Origin of the sequence: Actinomadura formosensis NBRC 14204 (assembly GCF_001552155.1) — a bacterium.
Lineage (GTDB): Bacteria > Actinomycetota > Actinomycetes > Streptosporangiales > Streptosporangiaceae > Spirillospora > Spirillospora formosensis.
Genome location: NZ_BCQQ01000007.1, coordinates 23,176 through 47,066, shown reverse-complemented (window position 1 = coordinate 47,066; position 23,891 = coordinate 23,176). Strand labels below are relative to the sequence as shown.

At 71.9% G+C, this 23,891-nt stretch carries 26 protein-coding genes and 1 pseudogene; 15 read left to right on the top strand and 12 right to left on the bottom strand.

Going from position 1 to position 23,891, the window contains the following annotated elements:
• Positions 1–80 precede the first annotated feature (80 nt).
• Complete coding sequence (locus AF1_RS02975) at positions 81–2,249, bottom strand: MMPL family transporter (protein WP_067793431.1); 2,169 nt, start codon at positions 2,247–2,249, stop codon at positions 81–83.
• A gap of 234 nt (positions 2,250–2,483) precedes the next feature.
• Between AF1_RS02975 and AF1_RS02970 the strand changes: the two genes are divergently transcribed.
• Positions 2,484–3,809, top strand: coding sequence for a sensor histidine kinase (locus AF1_RS02970; RefSeq protein WP_207393971.1), 1,326 nt, complete (start codon positions 2,484–2,486; stop codon positions 3,807–3,809).
• Positions 3,810–3,873: 64 nt separating this feature from the next.
• Positions 3,874–4,551: a response regulator transcription factor gene (locus AF1_RS02965; RefSeq protein WP_067793430.1), complete on the top strand. Its 678-nt coding sequence runs from the start codon at positions 3,874–3,876 to the stop codon at positions 4,549–4,551.
• Between the two features lie 141 nt (positions 4,552–4,692).
• On the opposite strand, the gene AF1_RS02960 is transcribed toward AF1_RS02965, so the two are convergent.
• Genes AF1_RS02960 through AF1_RS02925 form a run of 9 tightly spaced genes read right to left on the bottom strand, consistent with a single transcriptional unit; the run spans position 4,693 to position 7,075 of the window.
• The gene (locus AF1_RS02960) at positions 4,693–4,884 is read right to left on the bottom strand and encodes a DUF397 domain-containing protein (protein ID WP_067793429.1); all 192 of its coding nucleotides are present in this window, start codon (positions 4,882–4,884) and stop codon (positions 4,693–4,695) included.
• A 4-nt stretch (positions 4,885–4,888) separates the two neighbouring features.
• Positions 4,889–5,071, bottom strand: a complete 183-nt coding sequence (locus tag AF1_RS02955) for a DUF397 domain-containing protein (protein WP_067793428.1) — start codon at positions 5,069–5,071, stop codon at positions 4,889–4,891.
• A gap of 9 nt (positions 5,072–5,080) precedes the next feature.
• A complete protein-coding gene (locus AF1_RS02950) occupies positions 5,081–5,275 on the bottom strand; it encodes a DUF397 domain-containing protein (RefSeq protein WP_067793427.1) in 195 nt (64 codons plus the stop codon).
• Between the two features lie 4 nt (positions 5,276–5,279).
• Positions 5,280–5,465, bottom strand: a complete 186-nt coding sequence (locus AF1_RS02945; protein WP_067793426.1) for a DUF397 domain-containing protein — start codon at positions 5,463–5,465, stop codon at positions 5,280–5,282.
• Between the two features lie 10 nt (positions 5,466–5,475).
• Positions 5,476–5,670, bottom strand: coding sequence for a DUF397 domain-containing protein (locus AF1_RS02940; protein ID WP_067793425.1), 195 nt, complete (start codon positions 5,668–5,670; stop codon positions 5,476–5,478).
• Positions 5,671–5,680: 10 nt separating this feature from the next.
• A complete protein-coding gene (locus AF1_RS02935) occupies positions 5,681–5,878 on the bottom strand; it encodes a DUF397 domain-containing protein (RefSeq protein WP_067793424.1) in 198 nt (65 codons plus the stop codon).
• Positions 5,879–5,887: 9 nt separating this feature from the next.
• Positions 5,888–6,073 carry a DUF397 domain-containing protein gene (locus tag AF1_RS32970; RefSeq protein WP_084262390.1) on the bottom strand — a complete coding sequence of 62 codons (186 nt, stop codon included), beginning with the start codon at positions 6,071–6,073 and terminating at the stop codon, positions 5,888–5,890.
• A gap of 10 nt (positions 6,074–6,083) precedes the next feature.
• Positions 6,084–6,269, bottom strand: coding sequence for a DUF397 domain-containing protein (locus tag AF1_RS32965; RefSeq protein ID WP_084262389.1), 186 nt, complete (start codon positions 6,267–6,269; stop codon positions 6,084–6,086).
• The gene (locus AF1_RS02925) at positions 6,266–7,075 is read right to left on the bottom strand and encodes a helix-turn-helix domain-containing protein (protein WP_067793422.1); all 810 of its coding nucleotides are present in this window, start codon (positions 7,073–7,075) and stop codon (positions 6,266–6,268) included. The genes AF1_RS32965 and AF1_RS02925 overlap by 4 nt, the downstream gene beginning before the upstream one ends.
• Before the next feature lie 105 nt (positions 7,076–7,180).
• Between AF1_RS02925 and AF1_RS02920 the strand changes: the two genes are divergently transcribed.
• Both AF1_RS02920 and AF1_RS02915 read left to right on the top strand, forming a co-directional pair.
• Positions 7,181–7,621: an ATP-binding protein gene (locus tag AF1_RS02920; protein WP_165488332.1), complete on the top strand. Its 441-nt coding sequence runs from the start codon at positions 7,181–7,183 to the stop codon at positions 7,619–7,621.
• Positions 7,615–7,956 carry a hypothetical protein gene (locus AF1_RS02915; protein WP_067793420.1) on the top strand — a complete coding sequence of 114 codons (342 nt, stop codon included), beginning with the start codon at positions 7,615–7,617 and terminating at the stop codon, positions 7,954–7,956. Before AF1_RS02920 ends, AF1_RS02915 begins: the two co-directional genes overlap by 7 nt.
• Before the next feature lie 7 nt (positions 7,957–7,963).
• On the opposite strand, the gene AF1_RS02910 is transcribed toward AF1_RS02915, so the two are convergent.
• Positions 7,964–9,190 carry a L,D-transpeptidase gene (locus tag AF1_RS02910; RefSeq protein WP_242608661.1) on the bottom strand — a complete coding sequence of 409 codons (1,227 nt, stop codon included), beginning with the start codon at positions 9,188–9,190 and terminating at the stop codon, positions 7,964–7,966.
• A 348-nt stretch (positions 9,191–9,538) separates the two neighbouring features.
• On the opposite strand from AF1_RS02910, the gene AF1_RS02905 reads away from it, so the two are divergent.
• Genes AF1_RS02905 through AF1_RS02870 form a run of 8 tightly spaced genes read left to right on the top strand, consistent with a single transcriptional unit; the run spans position 9,539 to position 18,705 of the window.
• On the top strand, positions 9,539–10,951 hold the full coding sequence (locus tag AF1_RS02905; RefSeq protein ID WP_131732438.1) for a sugar transferase: 1,413 nt from the start codon (positions 9,539–9,541) through the stop codon (positions 10,949–10,951).
• Positions 10,948–12,234 (top strand): O-antigen ligase family protein, encoded by a 1,287-nt coding sequence (locus tag AF1_RS02900; protein WP_084262387.1) that lies wholly within the window; start codon positions 10,948–10,950, stop codon positions 12,232–12,234. Before AF1_RS02905 ends, AF1_RS02900 begins: the two co-directional genes overlap by 4 nt.
• On the top strand, positions 12,231–13,880 hold the full coding sequence (gene murJ, locus AF1_RS02895) for a murein biosynthesis integral membrane protein MurJ (RefSeq protein ID WP_067793417.1): 1,650 nt from the start codon (positions 12,231–12,233) through the stop codon (positions 13,878–13,880). The genes AF1_RS02900 and murJ overlap by 4 nt, the downstream gene beginning before the upstream one ends.
• On the top strand, positions 13,840–14,532 hold the full coding sequence (locus AF1_RS02890; RefSeq protein ID WP_242608660.1) for a polysaccharide deacetylase family protein: 693 nt from the start codon (positions 13,840–13,842) through the stop codon (positions 14,530–14,532). Before murJ ends, AF1_RS02890 begins: the two co-directional genes overlap by 41 nt.
• Positions 14,529–15,629 carry a glycosyltransferase gene (locus tag AF1_RS02885; protein WP_067793416.1) on the top strand — a complete coding sequence of 367 codons (1,101 nt, stop codon included), beginning with the start codon at positions 14,529–14,531 and terminating at the stop codon, positions 15,627–15,629. Before AF1_RS02890 ends, AF1_RS02885 begins: the two co-directional genes overlap by 4 nt.
• Positions 15,630–15,642: 13 nt before the next feature.
• Positions 15,643–16,341: a YveK family protein gene (locus AF1_RS02880; protein ID WP_131732437.1), complete on the top strand. Its 699-nt coding sequence runs from the start codon at positions 15,643–15,645 to the stop codon at positions 16,339–16,341.
• Positions 16,338–17,456, top strand: a complete 1,119-nt coding sequence (locus AF1_RS02875; RefSeq protein ID WP_067793414.1) for a GNAT family N-acetyltransferase — start codon at positions 16,338–16,340, stop codon at positions 17,454–17,456. Before AF1_RS02880 ends, AF1_RS02875 begins: the two co-directional genes overlap by 4 nt.
• Positions 17,449–18,705: a glycosyltransferase gene (locus AF1_RS02870; protein WP_067793413.1), complete on the top strand. Its 1,257-nt coding sequence runs from the start codon at positions 17,449–17,451 to the stop codon at positions 18,703–18,705. Before AF1_RS02875 ends, AF1_RS02870 begins: the two co-directional genes overlap by 8 nt.
• A gap of 287 nt (positions 18,706–18,992) precedes the next feature.
• Here AF1_RS02870 and AF1_RS36120 read toward each other — a convergent pair.
• A pseudogene (locus tag AF1_RS36120) lies at positions 18,993–19,169 on the bottom strand (glycosyl hydrolase family 26); the annotation flags it as partial.
• A 659-nt stretch (positions 19,170–19,828) separates the two neighbouring features.
• On the opposite strand from AF1_RS36120, the gene AF1_RS02865 reads away from it, so the two are divergent.
• From AF1_RS02865 to AF1_RS02855, 3 genes are all read left to right on the top strand, one after another.
• On the top strand, positions 19,829–21,058 hold the full coding sequence (locus AF1_RS02865; RefSeq protein ID WP_242608659.1) for a carboxylate--amine ligase: 1,230 nt from the start codon (positions 19,829–19,831) through the stop codon (positions 21,056–21,058).
• Positions 21,059–21,087: 29 nt separating this feature from the next.
• Complete coding sequence (locus tag AF1_RS02860; RefSeq protein WP_067793412.1) at positions 21,088–22,338, top strand: NAD(P)-binding domain-containing protein; 1,251 nt, start codon at positions 21,088–21,090, stop codon at positions 22,336–22,338.
• Positions 22,339–22,747: 409 nt separating this feature from the next.
• Positions 22,748–23,734, top strand: a complete 987-nt coding sequence (locus AF1_RS02855) for a PRC and DUF2382 domain-containing protein (RefSeq protein ID WP_242608658.1) — start codon at positions 22,748–22,750, stop codon at positions 23,732–23,734.
• The last annotated feature ends 157 nt before the right edge of the window (positions 23,735–23,891 follow it).

The following is a 23,891-nucleotide window of genomic DNA, read 5'->3' as shown; positions in this document are numbered from 1 at the left end:
TGCCGGTGTCCAAGGATCAGAGCCCCGCCTCCGCTTCTGCCGTGACGGTGAGGCCGAAGCGGCCGGCGCGCTTGGACGGGTCAGGTGCGGCCATTCGTGGTTACGGCGGATACCGGCCGCGGATTGTGCGGGACGCCGTCGGCTTGCTCGATGCTCAGGTGAGGCAGCCGGTGGTCGAGCCAGCGTGGGAGCCACCAGTTCATCCGGCCCATCAGGGCCATGGCCGCCGGGACCAGCACCATTCGTACGATCGTCGCGTCGAGGACGATCGCCGTGGTCAGCCCCAGGCCCAGCATTCTGACGAGCGGCGAGGCGTTGGCGACGAGACTGAGGAACACCACCGTCATGATCAGCGCGGCAGAGGTGATCACGCGGCCGCTGCCCGCCATGCCGCGAGCCACCGACTCGGCGGTGTCGCCCGTGGCCTCGTACTCCTCGCGGATGCGGGAGAGCAGGAACACCTCATAGTCCATGGACAGCCCGAAGAGGATCGCGAAGAAGATCGTGGGCAGCGGGGAGGCGATCAGGTACGTCCCGTCCAGGCCGAACAGATCCTTCAGCCACCCCCACTGGAACACGGCGACCACGACGCCGTACGCGGCACCGATCGACAGCAGGTTCATCCCGGCGGCCTTCAGCGGTACCGCGATGGACCGGAACACCACCATGAGCAGCAGGAACGACGCGATCAGGATCGCCGTGACGAAGGTCGGCAGGGTGTCGGAGAGCTGCCTGGTGAGGTCGTCGGTCATGGCGGTCAGGCCGGACACCGAGACGTTGGCGGGGGCGAGGCCGCGGACGCGTCCGAGGGTCTCGGAGGTCTTGGGATCCGCCGGCGCGGTGGTGGGGACGGCGGGCAGCACGACCGTGTCCCCCGCTGGGGACGCCTGCGGCCTCCCGATCGTGGCGATGCCGGGGTCGTCGGCGATGCGCTGCGACAGCGCGGGGATGCCCTGGGCGTTCACACCGGGGGCGCGCAGGTCGACGACGAGGAGCAGCGGTGCGTTGAAGCCCGGGCCGAAGCCCTCGGCCAGCAGATCGTAGGCCCGGCGGTGCGTGGTGCTCGGCGAGTCGTCGCCGGCGTCGGGGAATCCCGTTCGCATCGACAGAGCCGGGATCGCCAGCACGACCAGCACCGCGGACGCCGCGATCAGGTACGGCCACGGCCGGCCGGAGACGCGGTGGGCGAAGCGCCACCACGCCGTGTCCCCCGCCTGCTTGACGGGGCGCCGCCGGCGTACGAGCCGTCCGCGGTCGATGCGATCGCCGAGCAGCGACAGCAGGGCCGGCAGCAGGGTGAGGGCGGTGCCCACGGCGAACAGCACGACCAGCGAGACGCTGAGCCCTACCGAGATCAGGAAGCCCAGCCCGGTCAGCAGGAGGGCGGCCATCGCCACGACGACGGTGCCGCCGGCGAACAGGACGGCGGAGCCCGCTGATCCCATGGCGTTGGCCAGTGCGGTGGAGTTGTCCTGGCCGGTGGCGCGGTTCTCCTGGTAGCGGGACATGATGAACAGGGCGTAGTCGATGCCGACCCCGAGACCGATCACGGCGCCGATGGTCGGCGCGGCGCTGGAGACGTCCGACACGCCGGCCAGCAGCGCGATACCGCCGAGGCCCGCGGCGACCGTCACCAGGGCGAGCGTGATCGGGACCAGCGCGGCCACGACCGTCCCGAACGCGACGAGCAGCACGACGAGCGCGGCCACCAGGCCGGCGGCGTCCGCCGCCGACGTCACCGGCTCGGCGTTGATGAAGGCCGCGTCGCCGCCGAGTTCGGCCGTGACGCCCGCCGTCCGGGCGGGACGGAGCAGGTCGGTGATCTCGGCGATCGGCTTCGGGCCGAGCCCGGCGGCCGGACGGTCGAAGGTGATCTCGGCGAAACCGATGCGCCCGTCGGGCGACACCGTGCCCGCGGTGAACGGATCGGCGACCCCGGCCACGTGCTCCACGCGGGTGATCCGCGCGACCGCGGCGTCGATGGCGGGCCGGTGGTCCTCCAGCCGCTGTCCGCGGGGTACGGCGAACACCGCCCTCGCGCTGCCGCCGGCCGCTTCGGGGAAGCGCTTCTCCAGCAGGTCCATCGCTCGCTCGCTCTGGCTGCCGGGGGCGATGAAGTCGTCGACGAACGCGCCGCCGGAGGCGCCCGCGAACCCGATGACGATGGCCGCGGCGATCAGCCACGCCCCGATGGCGGTCCAGGGTCTGCGGGCGCTGACGGCGCCGATACGGCGGACAAGACGATGCACGGCTGTGCTCTCCCGGTGCTCTGGTTCGGATGTCGGGGCGCCGTAAGCCGACGCCCCGTGCTCAACGGTCCTCGCCGGGACCGGCGAAGTCGCCCGCCCGCGGACCGGTTCCGTCGTCCCTCGCCGGGCGGGTCCGCGCGGGGCCGCCGGCGCACGCTCGCCCGCCGCGCGGCGGAGACGGTCATCCGCCCGCGGGCGGATGACCCCGGGTCCGGCCTGATCTACGGTGAGTCCGTGCCAGCCGACGAGCCGCGACGCCTCATCGCGTGGATCACCGGAGAGCGCCGGATCACCGCGGAGCGCCAGTCCCCCGTGGGGCGGCGATTCACCGGGGGAGCGACGGTGAACCGCCTGGTGGCGCCGTCCCGCACGTCGCCCGGGAACGCCCAGGGGACGGGCTGGAACCCCTTCACCCGCTGGCCCCGCTCCGCGGACGCCGTCCTCGCGCTCGCCGCCCTCTTCGTCACGGTGTTCGTGGTGGACGGTCCCGGTGATTCGCTTCTCATCCGTCCCCCTGGCGACATCTCGCTCGTCTTCCTGCCGGTCTCGGTGGTGGCCGCCGCGGGACTGTGCTGGCGCAGGCGCGCGCCCCTGATCGTGCTCGGCGTCGGCCTGGCCGCCTGGGCTGTGATGGTCGTCCGCCACGAGGACCAGGGCGGGCTCGTGGCGTTCATCGCCCTGTACAGCGTGGGGCGGTACGAGACCGTGCAGCGGTGGGGCCCGGTGGGCATCGCCGCGGCCATCGCCCTGGTCCAGCTCGACTGCCTCGATGATCCGGTCTCGTGGGAGGTGCACGCCACCTTCGGCAGCCTCTTCGCCTTCGGGGTGTGGTACGTCGGGCGCCGCTTCCGGCTGCGCAAGGAGCGCACCGCCCAGCGGCTGCGCGAACAGGCCGCGGAGGCCCGCCGGATCCTGGCCGAGGAGCGCACCCGCATCGCCCGGGAACTGCACGACGTGGTCGCCCACCGGGTGAGCCTCATGACGATCCAGGCGGGCGCGGCCAAGGCCGTGGCCGCGCAGGACCTGGACGGCGCGCTGCAGGCGATGGGAGCGGTGGAGCAGGCGGGGCGCCAGGCGCTGGACGAGCTGCGCCACCTGCTCGGGGTCCTTCGCCCGGAGACCGACCTTGACGAACTCGGCCCTCAACCCGGCCTCGCGGACCTACCCAGGCTCGTCGAGCAGATCCGCGAGGCGGGCGTGGAGGTCGCGCTGGCGATGGACGGGGTGCCGGACGCGCTTCCGGCACGCGTGGACCTGTTCGCCTACCGCATCGTCCAGGAGGCGCTCACGAACGTCCTCAAGCACGCCGGTCCCGGTGCCCGTACCGAGGTCCGGCTCGGTACCGACAGGAGCGAGATCGTGATCGAGGTGCTCGACGACGGTCACGGCACCGCCGTCATGGCGGGATCGGACGCCGTCCGGGGCGGAGCGGGCGGTCACGGCCTCGTGGGGATGCGGGAACGGGCGCTACTGTTGGGCGGGACCGTGGACACCCGGCCGCGCCCAGGGGGCGGGTTCCAGGTCGTCGCCCACCTGCCCGCCGCGGGCGGGCCGACGTGAGCCGGCGACGGGCCGCCGGGCCTCGCGCCCGCGCTGACGAACCGCCGGGCGAGGAGGGGGCGGCGTGACCATCCGTGTCGTCGTGGTCGACGATCAGGCACTGGTCCGCGGGGGTTTCGCCATGATCCTGCGGGTCCACGACGACATCGAGGTCGTCGCCGAGGCCGGGACCGGGCTGGAGGCGATCGAGGCGGCGCGGCGGCATCGCCCCGACGTGATGCTCATGGACATCCGGATGCCCGACATGGACGGCCTGGAGGCGACGTCCCGGATCCTGGCCGAATCCGACTGGGACGTCCGGGTCTTGATCCTTACCACGTTCGACCCGGACGAGTACGTCTACAAGGCATTGCGGACCGGTGCCAGCGGCTTCGTGCTCAAGGACATTCCCGCCGACCAGCTCGCCGGTGCCGTCCGCACCGTGGCCGACGGCGGCGCGCTGCTGGCACCGTCGATCACCCGGCGGCTCGTCAGCCGGTTCGCCGAGCACCGCTCCGTCAACGACACCCTCGCGCGCCGCCTGGAGCGCCTCACCGACCGGGAACGCGAGGTGATGGCCGCCATCGCACGGGGGTCCAGCAACTCCGAGATCGCCACGGAGCTCTTCATCGGGGCCGCCACCGTCAAGTCGCACGTGTCGGGCATCCTCGCCAAGCTCGGCCTGCGCGACCGCGCCCAGATCGTGATCTTCGCGTACGAGAGCGGACTCGTCGAAATCGGCGACCACGACGTCGGTCACTGAAAAGCGACAAGAGGAACACCGGCCCCGGCTTATCGCGGCCCTTCCCACCCACCGCCGGGTGGTTGCACAAGTCCCACGCACTGCTCGGAAGCGCCCTGAGCGCTGCGGCTGCTCTTGCGCCATCCGGCGGAAGTCACGGCTTCACCCCTGATCGTCGTCGGACTTCAGGTGGGCGAGGAGGGCCGAGAAGGTGTGCGGGGTGAGCGTAAGGCGGCCGCTGTCGGGGGCTTTGCTGTCCCTGATGGCGATGGCGTGTGGGAGTGCAGCCAGTTCGATGCAGTGGCCGCCGGTCTCGTCGCTGTGGCTGGACTTGCGCCAGGTAGTCATTGGCATCCCCTCAGAGGTTGAGCTTGTCTTGCTTGGCGCGGTGGATGAGTGCAGTGAAGGCGTGGGGCGTGAGGGTGAGGTGGCCGCTGTCGGGGTCCTTGCTGTCCCTGATGGCGATGGCGTGGGGGAGTACGGCCAGTTCCACGCAGTTGCCGTAGTCGTCCGACCATGTGGATTTACGCCATGCGGTCATGGCTTCACCTCAGTTGCCCAGGTCGTTTCTCTTCAGGTGTGTGATGAGGGTGGCGAAGGCTTGGGAGGAGAGCACGAGGTGGCCGGCGTTCGGAGCCTTGCTGTCCCGGAGCCCGATGCCGCTGGGTAGTTGCGCAAGTTCCACGCACTGCTCGGAAGTGCCCTCCGTGCTGCGGCTGCTCTTGCGCCATCTGGTGGAAGTCACGGCTTCACCTCTGATCGTCGTCGGACTTCAGGTGGGCGAGGAGGAGCGAGAAGGCGTGAGGGGTGAGCGCAAGGCGGCCGCTGCCTGGGGCTTTGCTGTCCCTGATGGCGATGGCGTGGGGGAACGCAGCCACTTCTATGCAAGCGCCGCCGGTCTCGTCGCTGTGGTGGGACTTACGCCATGTCGTCATTGGCGTCCCCTCAGAGGTTGAGCTTGTCCTGCTTGGCGCGGTGGATGAGTGCAGTGAAGGCACGGGGTGTGAGGGTGAGGTGGCCGCCGTCTGGAGCCTTGCTGTCCCTGATGCCGATGCCGCCGCTCAGACCAGCGACCTCAACGCACTCTTGGCCGCCGATGCCACCGGAGCCGGAGTGGCTGGACTTGCGCCAGATGGTCATTGGCTTCTCCTCAGAGGCTTGGCTCGTCGTGCTTTAGGTGGTTGAGGAGTGCGTTGAAGGCGTGGGGTGTGAGGGTGAGGTGGCCGGTGTCGGGGGCTTTGCTGTCTCGGAGGCCGATGCCGCTGGGTAGTTGCGCGAGTTCCACGCACTGCTCGGAAGTGCCCTGGGTGCTTCGGCTGCTCTTGCGCCATACGAGGAAAGTCGTCATGGCTCCCACTCAGGTGTTTGGGGCGTCCTGCTTCAGACGATTGAGGAGGGCGGTGAGGCCGTGGGGCGTGAGGGTGAGGTGGCCGGTGTCGGGGGCTTTGCTGTCTCTGATGGCGATGGCGTGGGGGAGTGCGGCCAGTTCGATGCAGTGGCCGCCGGTCTCGTCGCTGTGGTGGGACTTCCGCCATGTCGTCATTGGCGTCCTCTCAGAGGTTGAGCTTGTTCTGCTTGGCGCGGTGGATGAGGGTGGTGAAGGCGTGGGGTGTGAGGGTGAGGTGGCCGGTGTCGGGGGCTTTGCTGTCTCTGATGGCGATGGCGTGGGGGAGTGCGGCCAGTTCGACACAGTTGCCGTGGTCTTCTGATCGCGTAGATTTGCGCCATTGAGTGATCATGAGAGCGAGTCCAGTGTCTTGGCGATGAAGGCACGGGATGCCTCGATGGACAACGAGGACATACCGATCTGGTCATACCGTATCGTCTGTTCCTGGATATCGGTGGGGTCGAGAGAGATGTGCCCAGTGGAACCGACGGTGGCGTAACCAAGGTCGCCAGTGGGAGTCTGCATTACGGTGAACCCACCACCGACACCGCCGTAGCCGATGAGGCGGTCAGAGGTCACTCGCAGGTATACGTTCGGCTGCTCGGAAACTTCGAGAAGGTAGCCGAGTTGGTCGCGCATCACGTCCACGTCCCCGAAGATGCGCAGGATGGCCGCTGTGTCCAGGATGGTCATGAGCTTGCACGGGTCTTGGCGGGTGAGGATCTCCTGACGTGCCAGACGTTCTGTGACCGCCTCCGTTGCGTCCGTCCTGCGGCTGGCGGTGAAGACGGCACGTGCGTAGCTCTCCCGTTGGAGGAGTCCGGGGATCAGTGAGGGCTCGTAGGTCTTGATGAGGGTCGAACGCCGCTCGTATTCCTTGAATGTCTCCCACCAGTCGAGGTCTCGGGCGTTCTTGGCGTGTTTGACCAGATTCTCGAAGAGGTCCTGCATGTCCCATTCGCGGTCCAAGATCCGAGCGCGCGCTATGGGGAGCTGGACGTCGCCTGATTCATAGCGTGCGACAGTCGAGCGATCGCAGTTGAGTATGACGGCCAGGGCCGCCCCGGAGATCCGCCGCATCTGACGCTGTCTGCGCAGCTCAACGGCGATGAGATGCCAGAGCGAGAAGTCGGGGCGCAGTGCGTCCGCGCGGCTCATTTGCATTCCTCCGTTGTTGCATCTGCTTCACGAACCTTCCGAAATTAACTCGGCGCGGCCACGCTTGTCCGGAGAACGTAAAGAAAGGAAGGCAGGAGAAAGGTGGTGAAAGTCGTGGAGTCGGGCGAGTTGGACATTTCTTGTTTGGCGAGCGGGACGGTGCCGGGGTTGGTTCGGACGCTGGTGGAACTCCGGCTCGGGGAATGGGGGCTCGGAAAGGTCGCGGGCGATGTTCTGCTGATCGCGGGGGAACTGGTCGCCAATGCGGTGCGGGCCACGCCGGATCGGGAGATCCGGGTCCGGTTCGCGCGGGAGGTCGGCACCGTCCTGCTCGCGGTGTGGGACTCGTCCGCGGCGATGCCGGTCGTCCGGCCGGTCGTGGAGCTGGCGCTCGACGACATCGCGCCGGACGCGCGGGCGCTGGACGACGGGCACGACGCCGGGACGGGCGGGTGGGGGCTGCCGCTCGTCCAGGCCCTGGCCTCCAAGTGCGGCGTGACCGAGACCCGGCCGGGCAAGTGGGTGTGGGCGAGGGTCGCGTGCTGAGGCGCTATGTCCCGCGGTGGCGGACGTTCTCGGACCGCCGGGTCGCCGTGCGGCATCTGGAGGCGCTATCGCTCGAAGTCAAGGCGCGGGGATGGCGGTGCATAAAGCTGTACGGGCGCGGGTTCCCGACGCCGCTGCTGTGGGTCTACGCGGGCAGGGTCACCGAGGACGTCGGGATCGGCGTGAGGGTGCGGCCCGTCCCCGGTGGGCTGTGGGCCTACTACGAGACCGAGCGGGGACGGGCCGGCTACCTCCGCTCGTGCGGGGACGTCAAGGCGGCTGCGGAGCAGGTCGACCTGCTCCTCAAGCACCGCATGTTCCCCTCCACCTGGTAGCCGCGGGTCAGGCTTGGGTGGTGGTTATGGGGGTTCCTAGGGCGCTGCCCTTGGTCCATTGGGCGAAGGGCAGTTGCCAGTAGCCCCAGCCGTTCGTCCACTGGAGGCTGCGCTTGGTGCCGGTGATGCTGACGATGTCGCCGCGGTAGGACCAGTGGAAGAACCACTGGGCGTCGGCGGTGGGTGAGCGGACGCAGCCGTGGCTGCAGTTGCGCTTGCCGAGGCAGGACGGGTCGTCCATGTTCTGGTGGATGTACTCGCCGCTGTTGGAGATGCGGGTCGCCCACGGGACCTTCTCGTCGTACCAGCCGGGGTCGCCCTTCTTCTTGCCCGGCGGGCGCATGCGCTCCAGGCGGCTGTGGTCCATGGTCAGGTGGACGCCGCTGGTGGTGAGCAGGTGGTCGATGCCGTCGCCCTGGACGTCGCCGCCGCTGCCGAGGCTGACGCCCCAGGTGCGGACGGGGCGGCCGTTCTTCTTGACGACGAGCCGGTGGGTCTTCGCGCTGATGTTGATGACGTGGGAGTCACCGATCTTGAAGGTGTGGGTGACGTCCCGGTCGCCGTAGACGTTGTCGCCGATCTTCAGGCCCGCGTAGTGGACGGTGACCGTGACGCGCTGGCGCGGCTTCCACGGCTGCTTCGGGCGGAACACGACCGAGGGCAGGCCGTTGAACGACTCGCCGGCGCTGAGCCAGCGCCACGCGCCCTCGGTCGGGGTGGTGGAGGAGATCTCGATGGCGCGCTCGATGGCGGGCTTGGCCTTCTCCGGGACGGCCTTGTTGAACTGGACGAAGACCGGCATGCCGGTGCCGACCGTCTCGTTCTCGCTCGGCACGACGTTGTTGACGCGGGTGGCGGCGGTGGCGCGGCTGGCGCGGAACGCGCTGGTCGCGGTGGTGGACTTGCCCTTCGCGGACGTCGCCGTCGCCGACACCTGGTAGCCGGCACCGGGCTGTAGCGTCCACTTGGAGCGCCACCGGGTCTTGTCGGGGGACAGCGTGCCGGGAACGTCGGCGCCCTTCAGCTTCACCGAGACGGTGCCGAGCTTGCCGCCCGCGGCGGTGACCGTGATGCCCTGGTCGGGGCGGGCCTTGCCGTTCCCGTCCGCCGGGCTGATCGTCACCTGCGGCGTGCCGTCCTCGCCGCCCTTCGCGGTCGTTCCGCTGGTCTCGCCGCCGCCGCACGCGGTTGCCAGCCCCAGGACCAGGGCCATCACCAAGGCCTTACCTCGCACCGTTCTCCTTCAACAGCCCGCCGGACCCGCGCCGCGGGACGGCAACAAGATCGCTTACGGAACGGCCTTACTCGTGGCACGCCCGCAGACAGGGGCGGCCGGTGGGGGCGTCCGATCGTTTAGGACGTCCATGGTCCCGCGAAGGTTCGCATCGGGGAGCCGATTCGGTCCATCTTTCGTGGTCCGCCGCTGTCCGGGCACTAGTTGATCTTCTCTTCAAGACTGCGGTGGGGGCGGTTAAAAGCAGCGATTCGGGTGTCCGCCTGTTGCGATGCTGGCCGAGGCCGCCCGACACGGCCCACGTCAGGTCACCTCAGTGGTGAGTACTTGTCCGTGAAGGGACGCGCGATGAGAGCCCAGGAGCTGAGTCCCTCCGCCGATGCCGGCCCTTCGGAGTTCGTGCCGGGGGGCGGCGGTGCCGCCGTTCTCGTCTCGCATCGCCGGGTCACGGCGGGCACGCGGAGGCTGGCCCGCCTGTACGCGGTGTGCCTCGCCGCGGTGGACGGCTGGGCGATGGCCGTCGGCGTCTCCATGTCGGGAGACGCCATGCTCCCGGGCGCCGCGGCCTTGGCCGTCGTCGTGCTCAACGCGTCGGGGGGGCTGTACCGGACGCGCCGCAGCCCGTCGCTGCTCACCGACGTGCCGGCGATCTTCGCCCGGACGCTCGCCGTCGCCGCGGTCACGGCGGTGCTGCTGCCGCATCCGGTGGCGGCGCTGCTGTGGGCGGTGGCCGTGTCCGCGTCGATGTCGCTCGGCTTCCGCGCCTTCGTGTACGCCGCCGTCCGGACGTACCGGTGCCGCCGCACCCGGCCGCGCCGGGCGCTCGTCGTCGGGACGGGCGGGACGTCCGCGCACATGCTCGACGTCCTGCGGGACCGCGGTGAGTTCGGGCTGTCGGTGGTCGGGCAGGTGGCGGCGGGACGTCCCGCGGCGGCGCCGGTCCTCGGCGAGACGCCCGACCTGCCCGCGCTGGTGCGCAAATACGGGATCGACACGCTGGTGGTGGTCGCCGAGGACGTCCACCCCGAGCACCTGGACGGGGTGCTGCGCGTTTCGTTCGAGCTGCCGTGCGAGACGCTGCTCGTCCAGCCGCCGTCGGACGTGGTGCCGGTGGCGCGGGCGCGGCGCGAGTACCTCGCCGGGCTGCCGTGCGCGCGGGTCGACTGGCGGCTCCGCGACCCCGCCGCCCGCCACGCGAAGCGGACGCTCGACTTCGTGGTGGCGTGCCTGCTGCTGATCTTCGCCTCGCCGGTGCTGGCCGTGTGCGCGCTCGCGGTGCGGATCGAGGGCGGGCCGGGCGTGCTGTTCCGGCAGCGCCGGATCGGGCTCGGCGGCAGGGAGTTCGTGCTGCTGAAGTTCCGGACGCTGAAACCGGCGGACGAGCAGGAGGCCGACACCCGCTGGACGGTCAAGAACGACGAGCGGATGGGCCGGATCGGCCGGTTCCTGCGGAACACGTCGCTGGACGAGCTTCCGCAACTGTGGAACGTGGTCCGCGGTGACATGAGCCTCGTCGGCCCGCGTCCGGAACGCCCCCACTTCGTGGAGCAGTTCGCCCGCACGTGCCCCGGCTACATGCTGCGGCACCGCGCCCCGGTCGGGATGACGGGCTGGGCGCAGATCAACGGGTTCCGCGGCGACACCTCGATCGAGCTGCGGGCCCGGCTCGACAACCACTACATCGACCACTGGACGTTCGCCGGCGATCTGAAGATCCTGCTGCTGACCGCGCGGACGATGCTCCTCCGGGACGCCGGATGACCGCCCACACCGCGCCCTTAGCGGCGATGCGGGTGCCGCGGCGTCCGAGCTGGCTGATCGCGGTGACGGTGGCGACCGTCGGGATCCCGCCGGGTCCGGACGCGTTCGGGCCCGGCGTTCAGATCACGGCCGGGGACGTCGCGGGCCTCGCGCTCGTGCTGGTCGCCGCGTTCCTGCTGGTCACCGGGCGGGTGCAGATGCCGCGTGCGGCACTGCCCGCGTTCGGGCCGCTGGTGGTCGGGCTCGGGATCAGCACCGTGTGCTCGGCGGACATCACCGCCAGCCTGGCGGGGTTCGTCCGGAACACGCAGATCTTCGTGCTGGTGCCGCTGGCCGTCGTCCTGCTCGTCCGGGACCGCCGCGACCTCACGATCGTCTGCTCGTCGCTGCTCGGGCTCGGGCTCGCGGAGGCCGGGTACGGAATCTGGCAGTCGGCCACCGGCAACGGCGCGTCGATAGGCGGGGAGAACATCAGGGCCGTCGGCACGTTCGGCGCCCTCGACGTCATGGCGATGTCGATCGTGGTCGGCTTCGCGTTCCTCATCCTGACCGCGTTCGCGCTGACCGCGCCCCGCCGCGGGGCCGCCGCCGTCCCGGCCGCGCTGATCGGCCTCGTCGTGCTGGCCGTCGCGCTCGCGCTCGCGCTGAGCCGGGGGACGTGGATCGCGCTCGGTGCCGCCGCCGTCCTCACCATGGTGCTCTTCGACCGGTGGACGGCGGTGAAGGTGCTGGCCTGCTGCGCCGCGCTGCTGGTCGTGGTGGTCACCGTCGGTGGCGGCGGGCAGGCGGTCGCCGAGCGGTCCAGTTCGATGGTGGCCTCGATCAGCCAGCCCGATCAGTCGGTGGACGACCGGTACAACCTGTGGGCCGCCGCCCTGCGGATCTGGGAGGACCACCCCGTCACCGGCGTCGGCGTGAAGAACTTCCCGGCCTACCGCGACACCTACGCCTCGATCGGGCTGTCGTCCGGCAGCGAGACCGACGACTCCGTCAACGGGTACGTGCGGCAACCGCTGCTGTCGCCGCACAACGAATACCTGCTGTTCCTGTCCGAGCAGGGCGTGGTGGGCCTCGCCGGGTTCGGCGCGCTGTTCGGCGTGCTGCTCGCCGGGCTGTGGAGGCGCCGCCGCCCCCGCGACCCGCTGTGGCTCGCCGGCGTCGGGCTCCTGACGTTCCTGCTCGTCAACTTCGTGTACGCGGACATGGGCGGGCCGACGTGCGTGCTCACCGCCATCGTCATGGGCGCCATCGGCGCGCGCGCGTTCGGGACGGTGCGGGAATGACCGGCGGGACGGACTCGGTGGGACGCGCCGCCGCGCTGTCGGGCGTGCTCATCACCGCCGGCACCGCGCTCGGGTTCGTGCGCGACCTCGTGATGGCGCACCAGTTCGGCGCGAGCGGCAGCACCGACGCGTTCCTCGTCGCCTGGACGATCCCCGAGACCGTGTCGCCGCTGCTCATCGAGGACGCGATGGCGCTGCTCATGGTCCCCGTCATCACCCGGCTCCTCGCCCGGGGGGACGGCCTGCGCCCGCTCGTCGGCTCGACGCTGCCGCGCATGGTGCTCGGCCTCGCCGCCGTCACGCTCACGCTCGCGGTCGCCGCGCCGGTGGTGGTGGACGTCCTGGCGCCCGGCCTGCCCCGGCACGGCCCGGCCATCCAGTGCGTGCGGCTGACGGCGATCACCGTCGTCACGTTCGGCCTCGCCGGGTTCATGAGCGCGACCCTGCGCGCCCACCACAGGTTCGGCCCGCCCGCGGCCATCTACCTCGCCTACAACATCGGCATCCTCGCGCTGATCGCGGGCCTGTCCGGCACCATCGGCATCACCAGCGCGGCGGTCGGCGTCGCCTGCGGCAGCGTCCTGATGGTCGCCGTCCAGGCCCCGGCGTTCGGACGCTGCCTGCGCGCCGCGCCCGCCCCGGCCGGCCCGATCGACGTGCGGCTGGGGCTCGCGGCCGTCGCGCCCGTCGTCGTCTACACGGTCACGCGGCAGGCGCAGGTGTTCGTCGAGCGGTTCATCGGCTCCGAACTGGCCACCGGGTCGATCTCGCACCTGAACTACGCGCAGAAGGTCGCGCAGGTCCCGATGATCATGTCGCTGCTGATCGTGACCGTGACGTTCCCCAGGCTCGCGCGGGCCTCGGCGGACGGCGACACCGGGCAGGTCGCCCGCCGCATCCGGGAGGACCTCGTGACCGCGAGCACGATAGTGCTGGTCGCGGCGGCGTTCCTCATCGCGTTCGCGCCCGCCGTGATCAGGCTGCTGTTCGAGCACGGCGAGTTCACGTCCGCGGACACGGCGAGCACCGCGTCCATCATGCGCGTCTACGCGCTCGGCCTGTGGGGGCAGACCGCGGTCGGGCTGGCGACCCGCGCGTTCTTCGCGCAGCGGCGGCCGACCTGGCGTCCCGCCTGGATGATCGGCGTGGGCCTCGCCGTCACCGCCGCGGTCGGGGGCGTGTTCGCCGCGGTGGCCGGGACGCTCGCGCTCGCCGCCGCCAACGCCGCCGGGATCACGCTCGCCGCCGTCCTGATGCTGATCGGGCTGCGGCGCGGGATCGCGCCGATCTCGCTGCGCCGGATCGCCGCCGACATGTCCCGGCTGGTGCTCGCCACGGCCGGGGCCTGCATGGCGGGCCTGCTCGTCGTGCGCGTCGCCGCCGGGACGCCGCTGATCGTCCACCTCGCGGCGGGTGGGCTCGTGACCACCGCCGTGTTCGTGGTCCTGCTCGTCCTGGCGGGACCCGACCTCATTGCTCCATGGATGGCTTTGCGGCCGCGCCGCAGCGTGCGCGACCGGACCGAATCGGGGGATACCAGTGAGCCAGCCGACCGAACCCACCCGTCTGACCGAACCGATCCGGCCCGCGGAGCCGATCCGGCCGGTGCCGCTGGTGCTGATGTACCACTCGGTCGACCACTATGAGGAGGATCCGCACCTGGTGACCGTGTCGCCGGCGCGGTTCGAGCGCCAGCTCGGCTGGCTGCGGGCGCACGGCCTGCGCGGCGTCGGCATGGGCGAGCTGCTGGACGCGCACGCCGCCGGCCGGGCCCGCGGCCTCGTCGGCCTCACCTTCGACGACGGCTACGCCGACTTCGCGACCCGGGCCGTCCCCGCGCTGCTGCGGTACGGGTTCGGCGCGACCGTGTACGTCGTGTCCGGGCGGATCGGCACCTACAACACCTGGGACGAGGGCCCGCGCAAACCGCTCATGACGGCCGACCAGCTCCGGACCGTCGCGGGCGCGGGCATGGAGATCGCCTCGCACGGCCGCCACCACGTGTCCCTCCCCGAGACGGACGCCACCGAGCTCCGTGAGGAACTGGAGGAGAGCCGCGCCGTCCTGGAGAGCATCGTCGACGCGCCGGTCACCGGCTTCGCCTACCCCTACGGCCATGCCACCGCCCGCGAGATCGAGGCGGTGCGCGCCGCCGGATACGAGCACGCGTGCGACATCCGTCCCGCAGAGCCGTCGCGGCACGCGCTGCCCCGGACGTACGTCGGCGACCGGGACGGCTCCCCGCGGCTGCACGCCAAGCTCCTGCGGCACGTGCTGCGCCACCGGAGCCGGGTGTGACCCGGGTCCTGCACGTCATCACCGGGCTGGAGCACGGCGGCGCCGAACGGCAGCTCGCGCTGCTGCTCCGCCATCTGCCGGTGGCGTGCGAGGTCGCGACGCTCACCCGGACCGGCGTGCTGGGCGCCGAGATCCGCCTGGCGGGCGTCCCCGTCCACGAGATCGGGATGCGCGGAAACCGGGACCTCGCGGCGCTGCCCCGGCTCGTCCGGCTGATCCGGCGCGGACGGTTCGACGTCGTCCACACCCACCTGTACCGGGCGTGCGTGTACGGCCGGATCGCCGCCCGCCTGGCGGGGACGGCCCGCGTCATCGCCACCGAGCACTCGCTCGGCGACGGGCACATCGAGGGACGGCCCACGACGCGCGGCGTCCGGGCGCTCTACCGGGCGACGGAGCGGCTCGGGTCCACGACCGTCGCGGTGTCACCGACCGTCGCCGGCCGGCTGTGCGACTGGGGCGTGAAACCCGGCCGGATCGTGGTGATCCCGAACGGCATCGACGCCGCCGCGTTCGCGTTCGACGCCGGGCGGCGGGCGAAGACCCGGCGGCGGCTCGGCATCGAACCCGCCGAACGCGTCGTCGGGGCCGTCGGGCGGCTCGTCCCGACCAAGCGGTTCGACCTGCTGATCGAGGCGGTCGCGCGGCTGGACGGCGTCCGGCTGCTGCTGGCGGGGGACGGGCCGATGCGGGACGCGCTCGAACGGCTGGCGCACCGCCTCGGCGTCTCGGCGATCTTCACCGGGGGGACGTCGGACGTGCCGGGCGTGCTCGCCGCGATGGACGTGCTCGCCGCGCCGTCGGTGCAGGAGACGTTCGGGCTCGGCGTGCTGGAGGCGCTCGCCGCCGGGCTGCCCGTCCGCTACACGACCTGCCCCGCCCTCGACGACCTCCCGCCCGGCGCGGCCCCGGACGCGCGCCGGCTGCCGGGCGACGTCCGGAGCTGGAGCGCGGAACTCGACCGAGCCCTGCGCGAGGAGCGGGACAGGACGCGGGTGCCGCCCGCGGTCGCCCGCTACGCCATCGCCGCGCAGGCAGCCGAACTCGCCCGCCTCTACCTGCCCGAACCGTCCGTCCGCGAGGTCGTCCCGATATGAGAAAGGGCTCATGATGCCGCAAGGTGATGCCAACGTCCGGCGCCCGCGCAGGTCGCTGATCACGTTCCTGTGGCGGTTCGGCCTGGTCGTCGTGCTGGTCCTCACCGGGTCCCTCGGCGGGCTCGGATACACCCTGCTCGCGCCCGCCACCTACACCGCGACCGCGTACGTCCTCGTCGTGAACGGCGGCAGCGACCAGTCGGGCCCGGCGGCGGTCAGCTTCGCGCAGGTGTTCGGGCGGCTCGCTCCGCTGCCGGAGACCCTCGAATACTCCTCGCTCCCGCTGCCGAGGACCCCGGCCGGCGCCATCCGCAAGCACGTCCAGGCGTCCACCTCGCCGGACACGCCGCTGATCCGGATCACCGGCAGCGCCCGGACGCCCGCCGACGCCGCCGCGTACGCCAACGCCGCCGCCGACGCGCTCGTCCAGTACGGGACGGCGCGCCGCCCCGACACCGGCGTCCGCGTCGCGCTGATGAACCTCGCCGAGCCGCCCGCCACGCCGTCGTCGCCGAACCTGGTGCTGGACGTCGCCGTCGGGACCGCGTCCGGGATCCTGCTCGCCGGGCTCGGCGCCGCCCTCGTGAGCGGCCGCCGGGGCCGCGGCGGCACGCCCGGCCGCGACGCCGCCGGCCACGCGCCCGTACCGGAACCCGCGCCGGAGCCGCAACCCGCGCTGGAGCGCGTCGATCGGGTGGAGGTGAGGCCATGACCGCGCTCACGTCCGTCCGGCTCGCCGCCCCGGCCGCCGAATGGTCGGCCGAGGTTCACCGGGAGGAGCAGGCGCTCGCCGGGGTCGCCGGCGAACTGCGCGACCTGTACGACCGCAGCCCGGCCGCGACGCCGTTCCAGACGCACGAGTGGCTGAGCTCCTGGTGGGGCTGCTACGGCGGGCGCGGGCGGCTCCGGCTCGTCCTCGTCCGGTACCGGGGGCGGCTCGTCGCGGCGGCGCCGCTGATGGCGGGCACCTGCTACGGGTTCCCGGTGCTGGTTCCGCTGGGCGGGGAGCAGAGCGACTTCACCGACTTCCTCCTCGACCCCGCATACGCGGACGGGGCCGTCCGGCACCTCACCCGGGCCCTGCTGGAGGAGTGCGGAGGATGCGCGATCGACCTGCGCGAGGTCCGGCCCGGGTCGGTGGCGCACCTGGTCGCCGCGCAGTGGCCGCGCCGGACATGGCAGACGCCGTCGTCGGTGTGCCTCGAACTGACCGCCACCGGGATCGACGACGTCCTCGGCCGGCTGCCGCGCCGCACCGCCGGGAAGACGCGCGCGAAACTCCGCAAGATCGACGTTCGCGGCATCACCGTGGAACGTGCCCCGGCGGAGGGCGCGGCGGAGGCCGTCCACAAGCTGCTCGACCTGCACACGCTCCAGTGGCAGGGCCGCCCGATCAACCCCGAGCACAGGCGCGAGCGGTTCCGCCGGCACCTGGCCGAGGCGGTGAGCGGGATGGTCCGCGACGGGCGCGCCGCCGTCCTGCAGTACCGGTGGGACGGCCGGCTCGTCGCCGCCGACCTCGTGCTCATCGGCCACCGCCACGTCGGCGCCTACCTGTACGGGGCGGTCCCGGAACTGCGCGCCTGCGTGGACGTCTCGCTCATGATGCTGCGCGAGGACCTCGCGCTCGCGCGGGACTACTACCGCCTCGGCGTCAGCCTGCTGCGCGGCGACGAGCCGTACAAGTACAAGTGGCGGCCCGACGTCGTGCGGAACCAGCGGCTCATCCTCGGTCGGTCCGCGTCGGCGGCGGCGTTCGCCGGCCTCGCCCGCACCCGGGGGTATCTGGCGGTCCGGCGGCACCCCGGGGAGGTGGAGCATGGCTGAGCCGGGGGCGCTGCGCGTCCTGCACGTCAGCCAGCCGAACGGCGGCGGCGTCGCCGTCTACGTCGGGCAGGCGGCCGGTGACCAGCGCCGGCGCGGCTGGGACGTGGCGGTGGCCTGCCCGCCGGGCGGCGATCTGCCCGAGCGGTGCATGGCCGCGGGCGTGCCCTGGCTGAGCTGGGCCGCCGGCCGCGCCCCCGGCCTCGCGACCCTGCCGGAGTCGCTCAGCCTCCGCCGCCTGGTCCGCACGTTCGCCCCCGACGTCGTGCACCTGCACTCGGCGAAGGCGGGCCTGGCCGGGCGGCTGCTGCGTCGCCCGCGCGGCACGCCCACGCTGTTCCAGCCGCACGGCTGGTCCTGGCTCGCCGCCACCGGACGGCAGGAGGCCCTCAGCCGCCGCTGGGAACGGCTCGCCGCGCGCTGGAGCGACGCGCTGATCTGCGTCGGCGCGGGCGAGTTGAGCGAGGGCATGGCGGCGGACGTGCAGGGCGCCTACCGGCTCGTCCGCAACGGCGTGGACCGCCGCAGGTTCACGCCCGCCGACGGCACCGCCCGGCTCGCCGCGCGCGCCCGGCTCGAACTGGCCGCCGACGTTCCGCTCGCCGTCTGCATCGGGCGGCTGACCCGGCAGAAGGCGCAGGACGTGCTGCTCGCGGCGTGGCCGGCCGTCACCGCGCGGTGCCCTTCGGCGCTGCTCGCGATCGTCGGGGACGGCGAGGACCTGGAGCGGCTGCGGCGCGAACGGGTGCCCGGTGTCCGGTTCGTCCCGGCGGTGGCGGACCCGCGCGACTGGCTCGCGGCGTCCAACCTCCTCGTCCTGCCGTCCCGGTGGGAGGGGCTGCCGCTGACCGCGCTGGAGGCGCTCGCGATGGGGCGCCCCATCGTCGGGACGGACGTTCCCGGCATCTCGGAGATCGTCCGGCCGGGGCTCGGGGCGCTGGTGCCGGTCGAGGATCCCGCCGCGCTCGCCGAGGAGATCGCCACGCGGCTCCGCTGCCCCGGCATCGCCGAGCGGGAGGGACGCGCGGCCGCCGCGGCGGCGGCCGACTACGACGTGTCCGGGACGGTGGCGCTGCTCGCGGCCGTCACCCGCGAGGTGGCCGGACGCGCGGCCGAGGAGGTCCCGGCCGGCTCGCGGACGGTGGCCGGCGGGCTCGCCCACGCCGCTCTCGTACCCGCCGGGGACGGCCCCGGCGGGTACGGCCCGCTCATCGGCCGCGGCGCCGTCACCCCGCCGAACAGCTCCTGGTAGGCGGCGGACGACCGCGGGTTCGCGCCGCACGACCAGACGCCGTGCGGGCAGTAGTCGGTGACCGTCTGGTACACGACATGGTGCGACATCATCCAGTCGTGCATTCCCCGCACAAAATCGGGGTTGTCGGAATTGCGGAACAGACCCCATTCCGGAAACGAGATCGGCTTGCCGTGCGCGGCGGCGAAATCGGCCTGCGCGCGCAGCCCGTACGGCTCGTCCACGAAATCCGCGAACGACTTGCCCTCGGGCTGGTCGTAGCTGTCGGTCCCGATGATGTCGACGACGTCGTCACCCGGATAGCACTCCGTCCACGGGATCACGTCCAGCCCCCGGCTCGGCGCGAAATCGAAACGGTAACGCGCGCCCGGCACCGAGCGCATGACGGTGACGATCCGCCGCCAGTACGCCTTCCACGCGCCGGGATTCGGCGCGCACCGGCCGCCGTAGACGTCCCCGTTCATCTCCCAGCCGAGGACGATGATCGTGTCACCCGCGCCGAGGGACACCAGGCGCCGCGACAGCGTGCGGTAGTCGCCGTCGAACGCGCCCGCCGCGCCGCCGCGCAGCAGCGAGGACAGCGCCGGCACCGGGATCGGCGTCTCGTTCGGCGCCATCATCGGGACGTTGAGGACCAGCAGTCTTCGCGGGTCGGCCGCCTTCCAGCGCGCCCACGGCACGAGCATGTCCCGCGGTCCCCGGATCCCGCTCCAGTCGTCGCCGGGCAGGTAGGTGTGGCCGACCGTCACCGTGGAGCCGAGCCAGCGCTGGAACGCGCCGATCCGGGCCACCCCCTCCTCTCCCGACCCCAGAAACGCCCCCAACGGCACATATGTCGAAGCTCGTTGGACCGATGGGGAGCGCGTCCAGATGGCCGCCGTGAACGCCACCAGCAGGACCAGCACGGTGAATGCGGCCGGAACAGGGGATATCGGACGGAATCGAAACAGCTTTTTCTTTCGGGTTTCGAATGACCGTCCAATGGAATGGATCTCCGCACCTCGCATGCGTATTGTATGCCCTGGGACGTCCGTTGCGAAAAAGCCGTATGGACGAAGCGAGTACAGAATTTACGTTAGGAAGGTTTTCGTGCGCCACAATCCTTGGGAATGCGGGTGAACCCGTGGCCTCCACTACCCTGACCCCGGCCGGGACGCGCCTCGATCCCGGCCTGCCCGCCCTGCTGCTGCGCACCGATCGCAACCTCTTCCACCACGGGACGCTCGCGGCGATCAGGAGCCTCGGCCGCGCCGGAGTACCCGTCCACGCGATCATGGAGGGGCGCGCCAACCCCGCGTCCCGCTCCCGCTACCTGTACCGCGGGCACCCGTGGGCGCCGCCCGCCGGGCAACCGGCCGAACTGGCGGGCCGGCTGCGGGCGATCGGCGAGCGCATCGGCCGCCCCGCCCTGCTCGTCCCGATGGACGACGCCGGGGCGATCTTCATCGCCGAGCACGCCGGCGCGCTGCGGCCCCACTTCGTCTTCCCCCGGCAGGACCCGGACGTCCCGCGCCGGGTGGCCGACAAGTCCCTGCTGCGGGACGCGTGCGAGGAGCACGGCATCGTGTGCCCGCCGAGCCGGACGCCGACGTCCGCCGCCGAGGTCGACAAGGCCGCCGAGGAGCTCGGCCTGCCGCTGATCGCCAAGTGGGCGCGGCCCTGGCGGCTCCGCCGCGGGATGCGCAGCACCACGTTCGTCCGGACGCCCGACGAACTGCACCGGCTGTTCGCCGCCACCCGCGACCCGGACGGCGTCCCGGACGGCGACGCCGGCCCGCTGCTGCTGCAGCGCCGCATCCCGCCGGGCGGCGGCGACTGGTTCTTCCACGGCTACTTCGACGCCGACCTCGGCTACCTGTTCGGCGGGACCGGCCGCAAGCACCTCGCGCACCCGCCGCAGGCCGGGCACACGGTCATCGGGAAGTGGGTCGCGAACCCCGAACTGGAACGGCTCGCGGTCCGGATCGTCCGGCTGCTCGGCTACCGCGGCGTCCTCGACCTCGACTTCCGGCTCGACGCGGACGGCGCCTACCACCTGCTCGACTTCAACCCGCGGCTCGGCGCGCAGTTCCGGCTGTTCACCGACCGCGACGGGCTCGACCTGGCGCGCGTCCTGCACCTCGACCAGTCCGGCCGCCGCGTGCCGGACGCGCGCCCGGCGTTCGGCCGGACCCTGCTGGTGGAGAACCACTACCTCCAGCAGTCGGCCAGACGGCCGCTGCGCGCGGGAACGCTCCGCCCGCTGCGCGAGGCCGACGAATTCGCTTGGTACGCCGGGGACGACCTGCCGCCCTTCCTCGCGATGGGGCGGCGGAGCGTGCTCCGCGCGGTCGAGCGACTCCGCACCAGATGACAACCACACTCACCACGGGGGAATGAGACATGAGCGACTCGGCCAGCGATGTCGTGATCGCCGGTGCCGGGCCCTACGGCCTGTCCACCGCCGCCTACCTGAACACCTTCGGAATCGACGTCCGGATCATCGGCGAGCCGATGCGGTTCTGGGATGCCAACATGCCCGTGGGCATGTTCCTGAAGTCCGAGCCGTTCGCGTCCAGCCTGGGATCGCCGCAGCCGGGGATGCGGTTCACCGACCGCCATCCCGGCTGGCGCCTCGGGCAGCCGATCCCGCTGGACACCTTCGTCGAGTACGGCCGCTGGTTCGCCGCCGAGACCGTCCCGGCGACCGATGACGCACAGGTCGTGACCGTCGAGCGGGCCCGCCCGAGCGGCTACGTGGTCACCCTCTCCACCGGGGAGACCATCGCGACCCGGACCGTCGTCGTCGCCGTCGGCGTCGGGCCGTTCGCCCACGTCCCGGGCGAGCTGGCGGGCATGCCGTCCTCGCTCGTCTCGCACAGCAGCGCCCACCGGGACCTCACCGTCTTCGCGGGCAAGGAGGTCGCCGTGCTCGGCGCCGGCCAGTCCGCCCTCGAAACGGCCGTGCTCCTCGCCGACGCGGGCGCGCACCCGCACCTCATCGCCCGCAGGGCCGAAATCGACTGGAACGTCGTCCCCAAAGAGCGGCGTCCCCTGCGTAAACGGCTCCTCGGCGGTCCGCGCTCCGGCCTGGGCACCGGCTACCGGACGTGGCTGTGGGCGGAGCGTCCCGGCATCGTCCGCCACCTGCCGGAGGAGACCCGCCGCCGGATCGTCCGCGAGACCCTTCCGCCCGCCGGCGCCTGGTGGCTCCGCAGCCGCCTGGACGACCGCGTCCGCGTCTCCACGGGGCACCACCTGGTGAAGGCCATCGAAGATGGCGACGCCATAGCCCTCACCACGGTCGACCGCACCGGCCGCCGCGTGGTCACCGAGGCCGAACACGTCATCGCCGCCACCGGCTACGTCCCGGATGTGGCCCGTCTCGACCTGCTCGCGGCGGACCTGCGCGCCCGCGTGAGCACCCGCGTGGGCGCGCCGGTCCTCACCCGCGACTTCGAGTCCTCCTCGTCCGGCCTCTACTTCGCCGGCCTGGCCGCCGCCCACACCTTCGGGCCGGTGATGCGCTTCGTCCACGGCGCCGACTTCGCCGCCCGCCGCATCGCCCACCACATAATCCGCCGGACCCGGCCCATGCGCACACCCACCGGCCGCCTGAACGAAGCCATGGAACCGGACAGAACCCATTCCTGACGCGATGGCGGCCAATTGTGCCGACGGCCATCGACGGGGCACGGCCCGTCATCCGGATGAACGTCCGGCCGGTGAACTCCTTGAGGGCGGGGCCTCACGGTCCCGCCCTCAAGGGTGCCGCTGAGACGATCACCTGGCGAGCGGATGCGTCATTCGTTGATGAACGCCCCGGCCGGCATTTGTGAAGAAAATGGGGACGAGCGCCCCGGAGAGTGATGCAAGGGGCGGGTAAATCGTTTCCAATAATCGCGTAAACGCGTTTATTGAATCCTTGTACGGAAAAGCAGGAGGTAATCCGGCAACTCGGGATCAAATTGAACACCGTTGCCGAGTGGTGGGTGCGGCGAACCCTCCTCCCAACCCACCTTCTCGCCATCCGGCAGCGTTCACGGAAGCAGAGGTGCTCAACGTGCAGGCGCAGACAGAGGTGCGGGAACTCATGGGCATGAGCGTGACCGACACCCGCGGGGCCAAGGTCGGCACGATCAAGCAGGTCTACCTCAACGACGACTCCGGCGCCCCGGAGTGGGTGACCGTGCACACCGGATGGTTCGGAGTGCGGGAGAGCTTCGTCCCGCTGGCCGGGGCGCACAAGAGCCGGGACACGCTCCAGGTCCCCTACGACAAGGAGACCATCAAGGGCGCTCCGAACGTCAACGCGGACGAGCACCTGTCACACGCACAGATCGTGGACCTCTACCGCCACTACGGCGTGCGTCCCCCGGGCGGGCGCCGCCAGGAGAAAAGCCGGTCCGAGACGGCCGGCGAACGCGGGCCGGCCGGGGAGGGCGAGACCTCGGCGGGCGGGACCGGCACCGCGGACGCCACGAGCACCGAGAGCGCCGCCGGCACCACCGGAACGGCGGGCCCCGCCGCCGCGGCCGGGGCGGCGGGTCCCGCCGGGATGGCCGTCCGTCCCGGCAAGAGGGGGCGCGGGCAGACCACGCCGCCGCAGCCGGCGCGCGAGGACGCCGAGGCCCCGATGACCGAGATCACCCGCTCGGAGGAGCGGATGCGCATCGACACCGAGCGGCACGAGTCCGGCCGCGTCCGGGTGCGCAAGTACGTGGAGACCGAGATGGTCGAGCAGACGATCCCGGTCTCGCACGAGGAGATCAAGGTCGACCGCGAGCCCATCGAGGGCGGCCGGCCGGACCCGAAGATCACCATCTCCGAGGACGTCCACGAGATCATCCTCTACGAGGAGCGTCCGGTCGTCATCAAGGAGACCGTCCCCGTCGAGCGCGTCCACGTCCGCACCGAGCAGGTGCAGGACCAGCAGACGGTGCGCGGTGAACTCCGCAGGGAGCGCATCGAGGTCACCCGCGAGGAGGGCGCGAAGGCCGAGCCGCGGACCGGAGCCGAGCCGGAGACCGGACGCACGGAGCGCGCCTGACCACACGCCACACCGGAGAGCGGACACCCGGGGCGGTTGCCTCACCCGCCGGCCGCCCCGGGCGTCCGCATGCCCCGGCCCTGTCGCGGCCGAGGACGTGCGGGCGACCGCGACGCCCGCGCCGGCTGGCTCTACGAGCAGCGGGAACGCGCCGGCG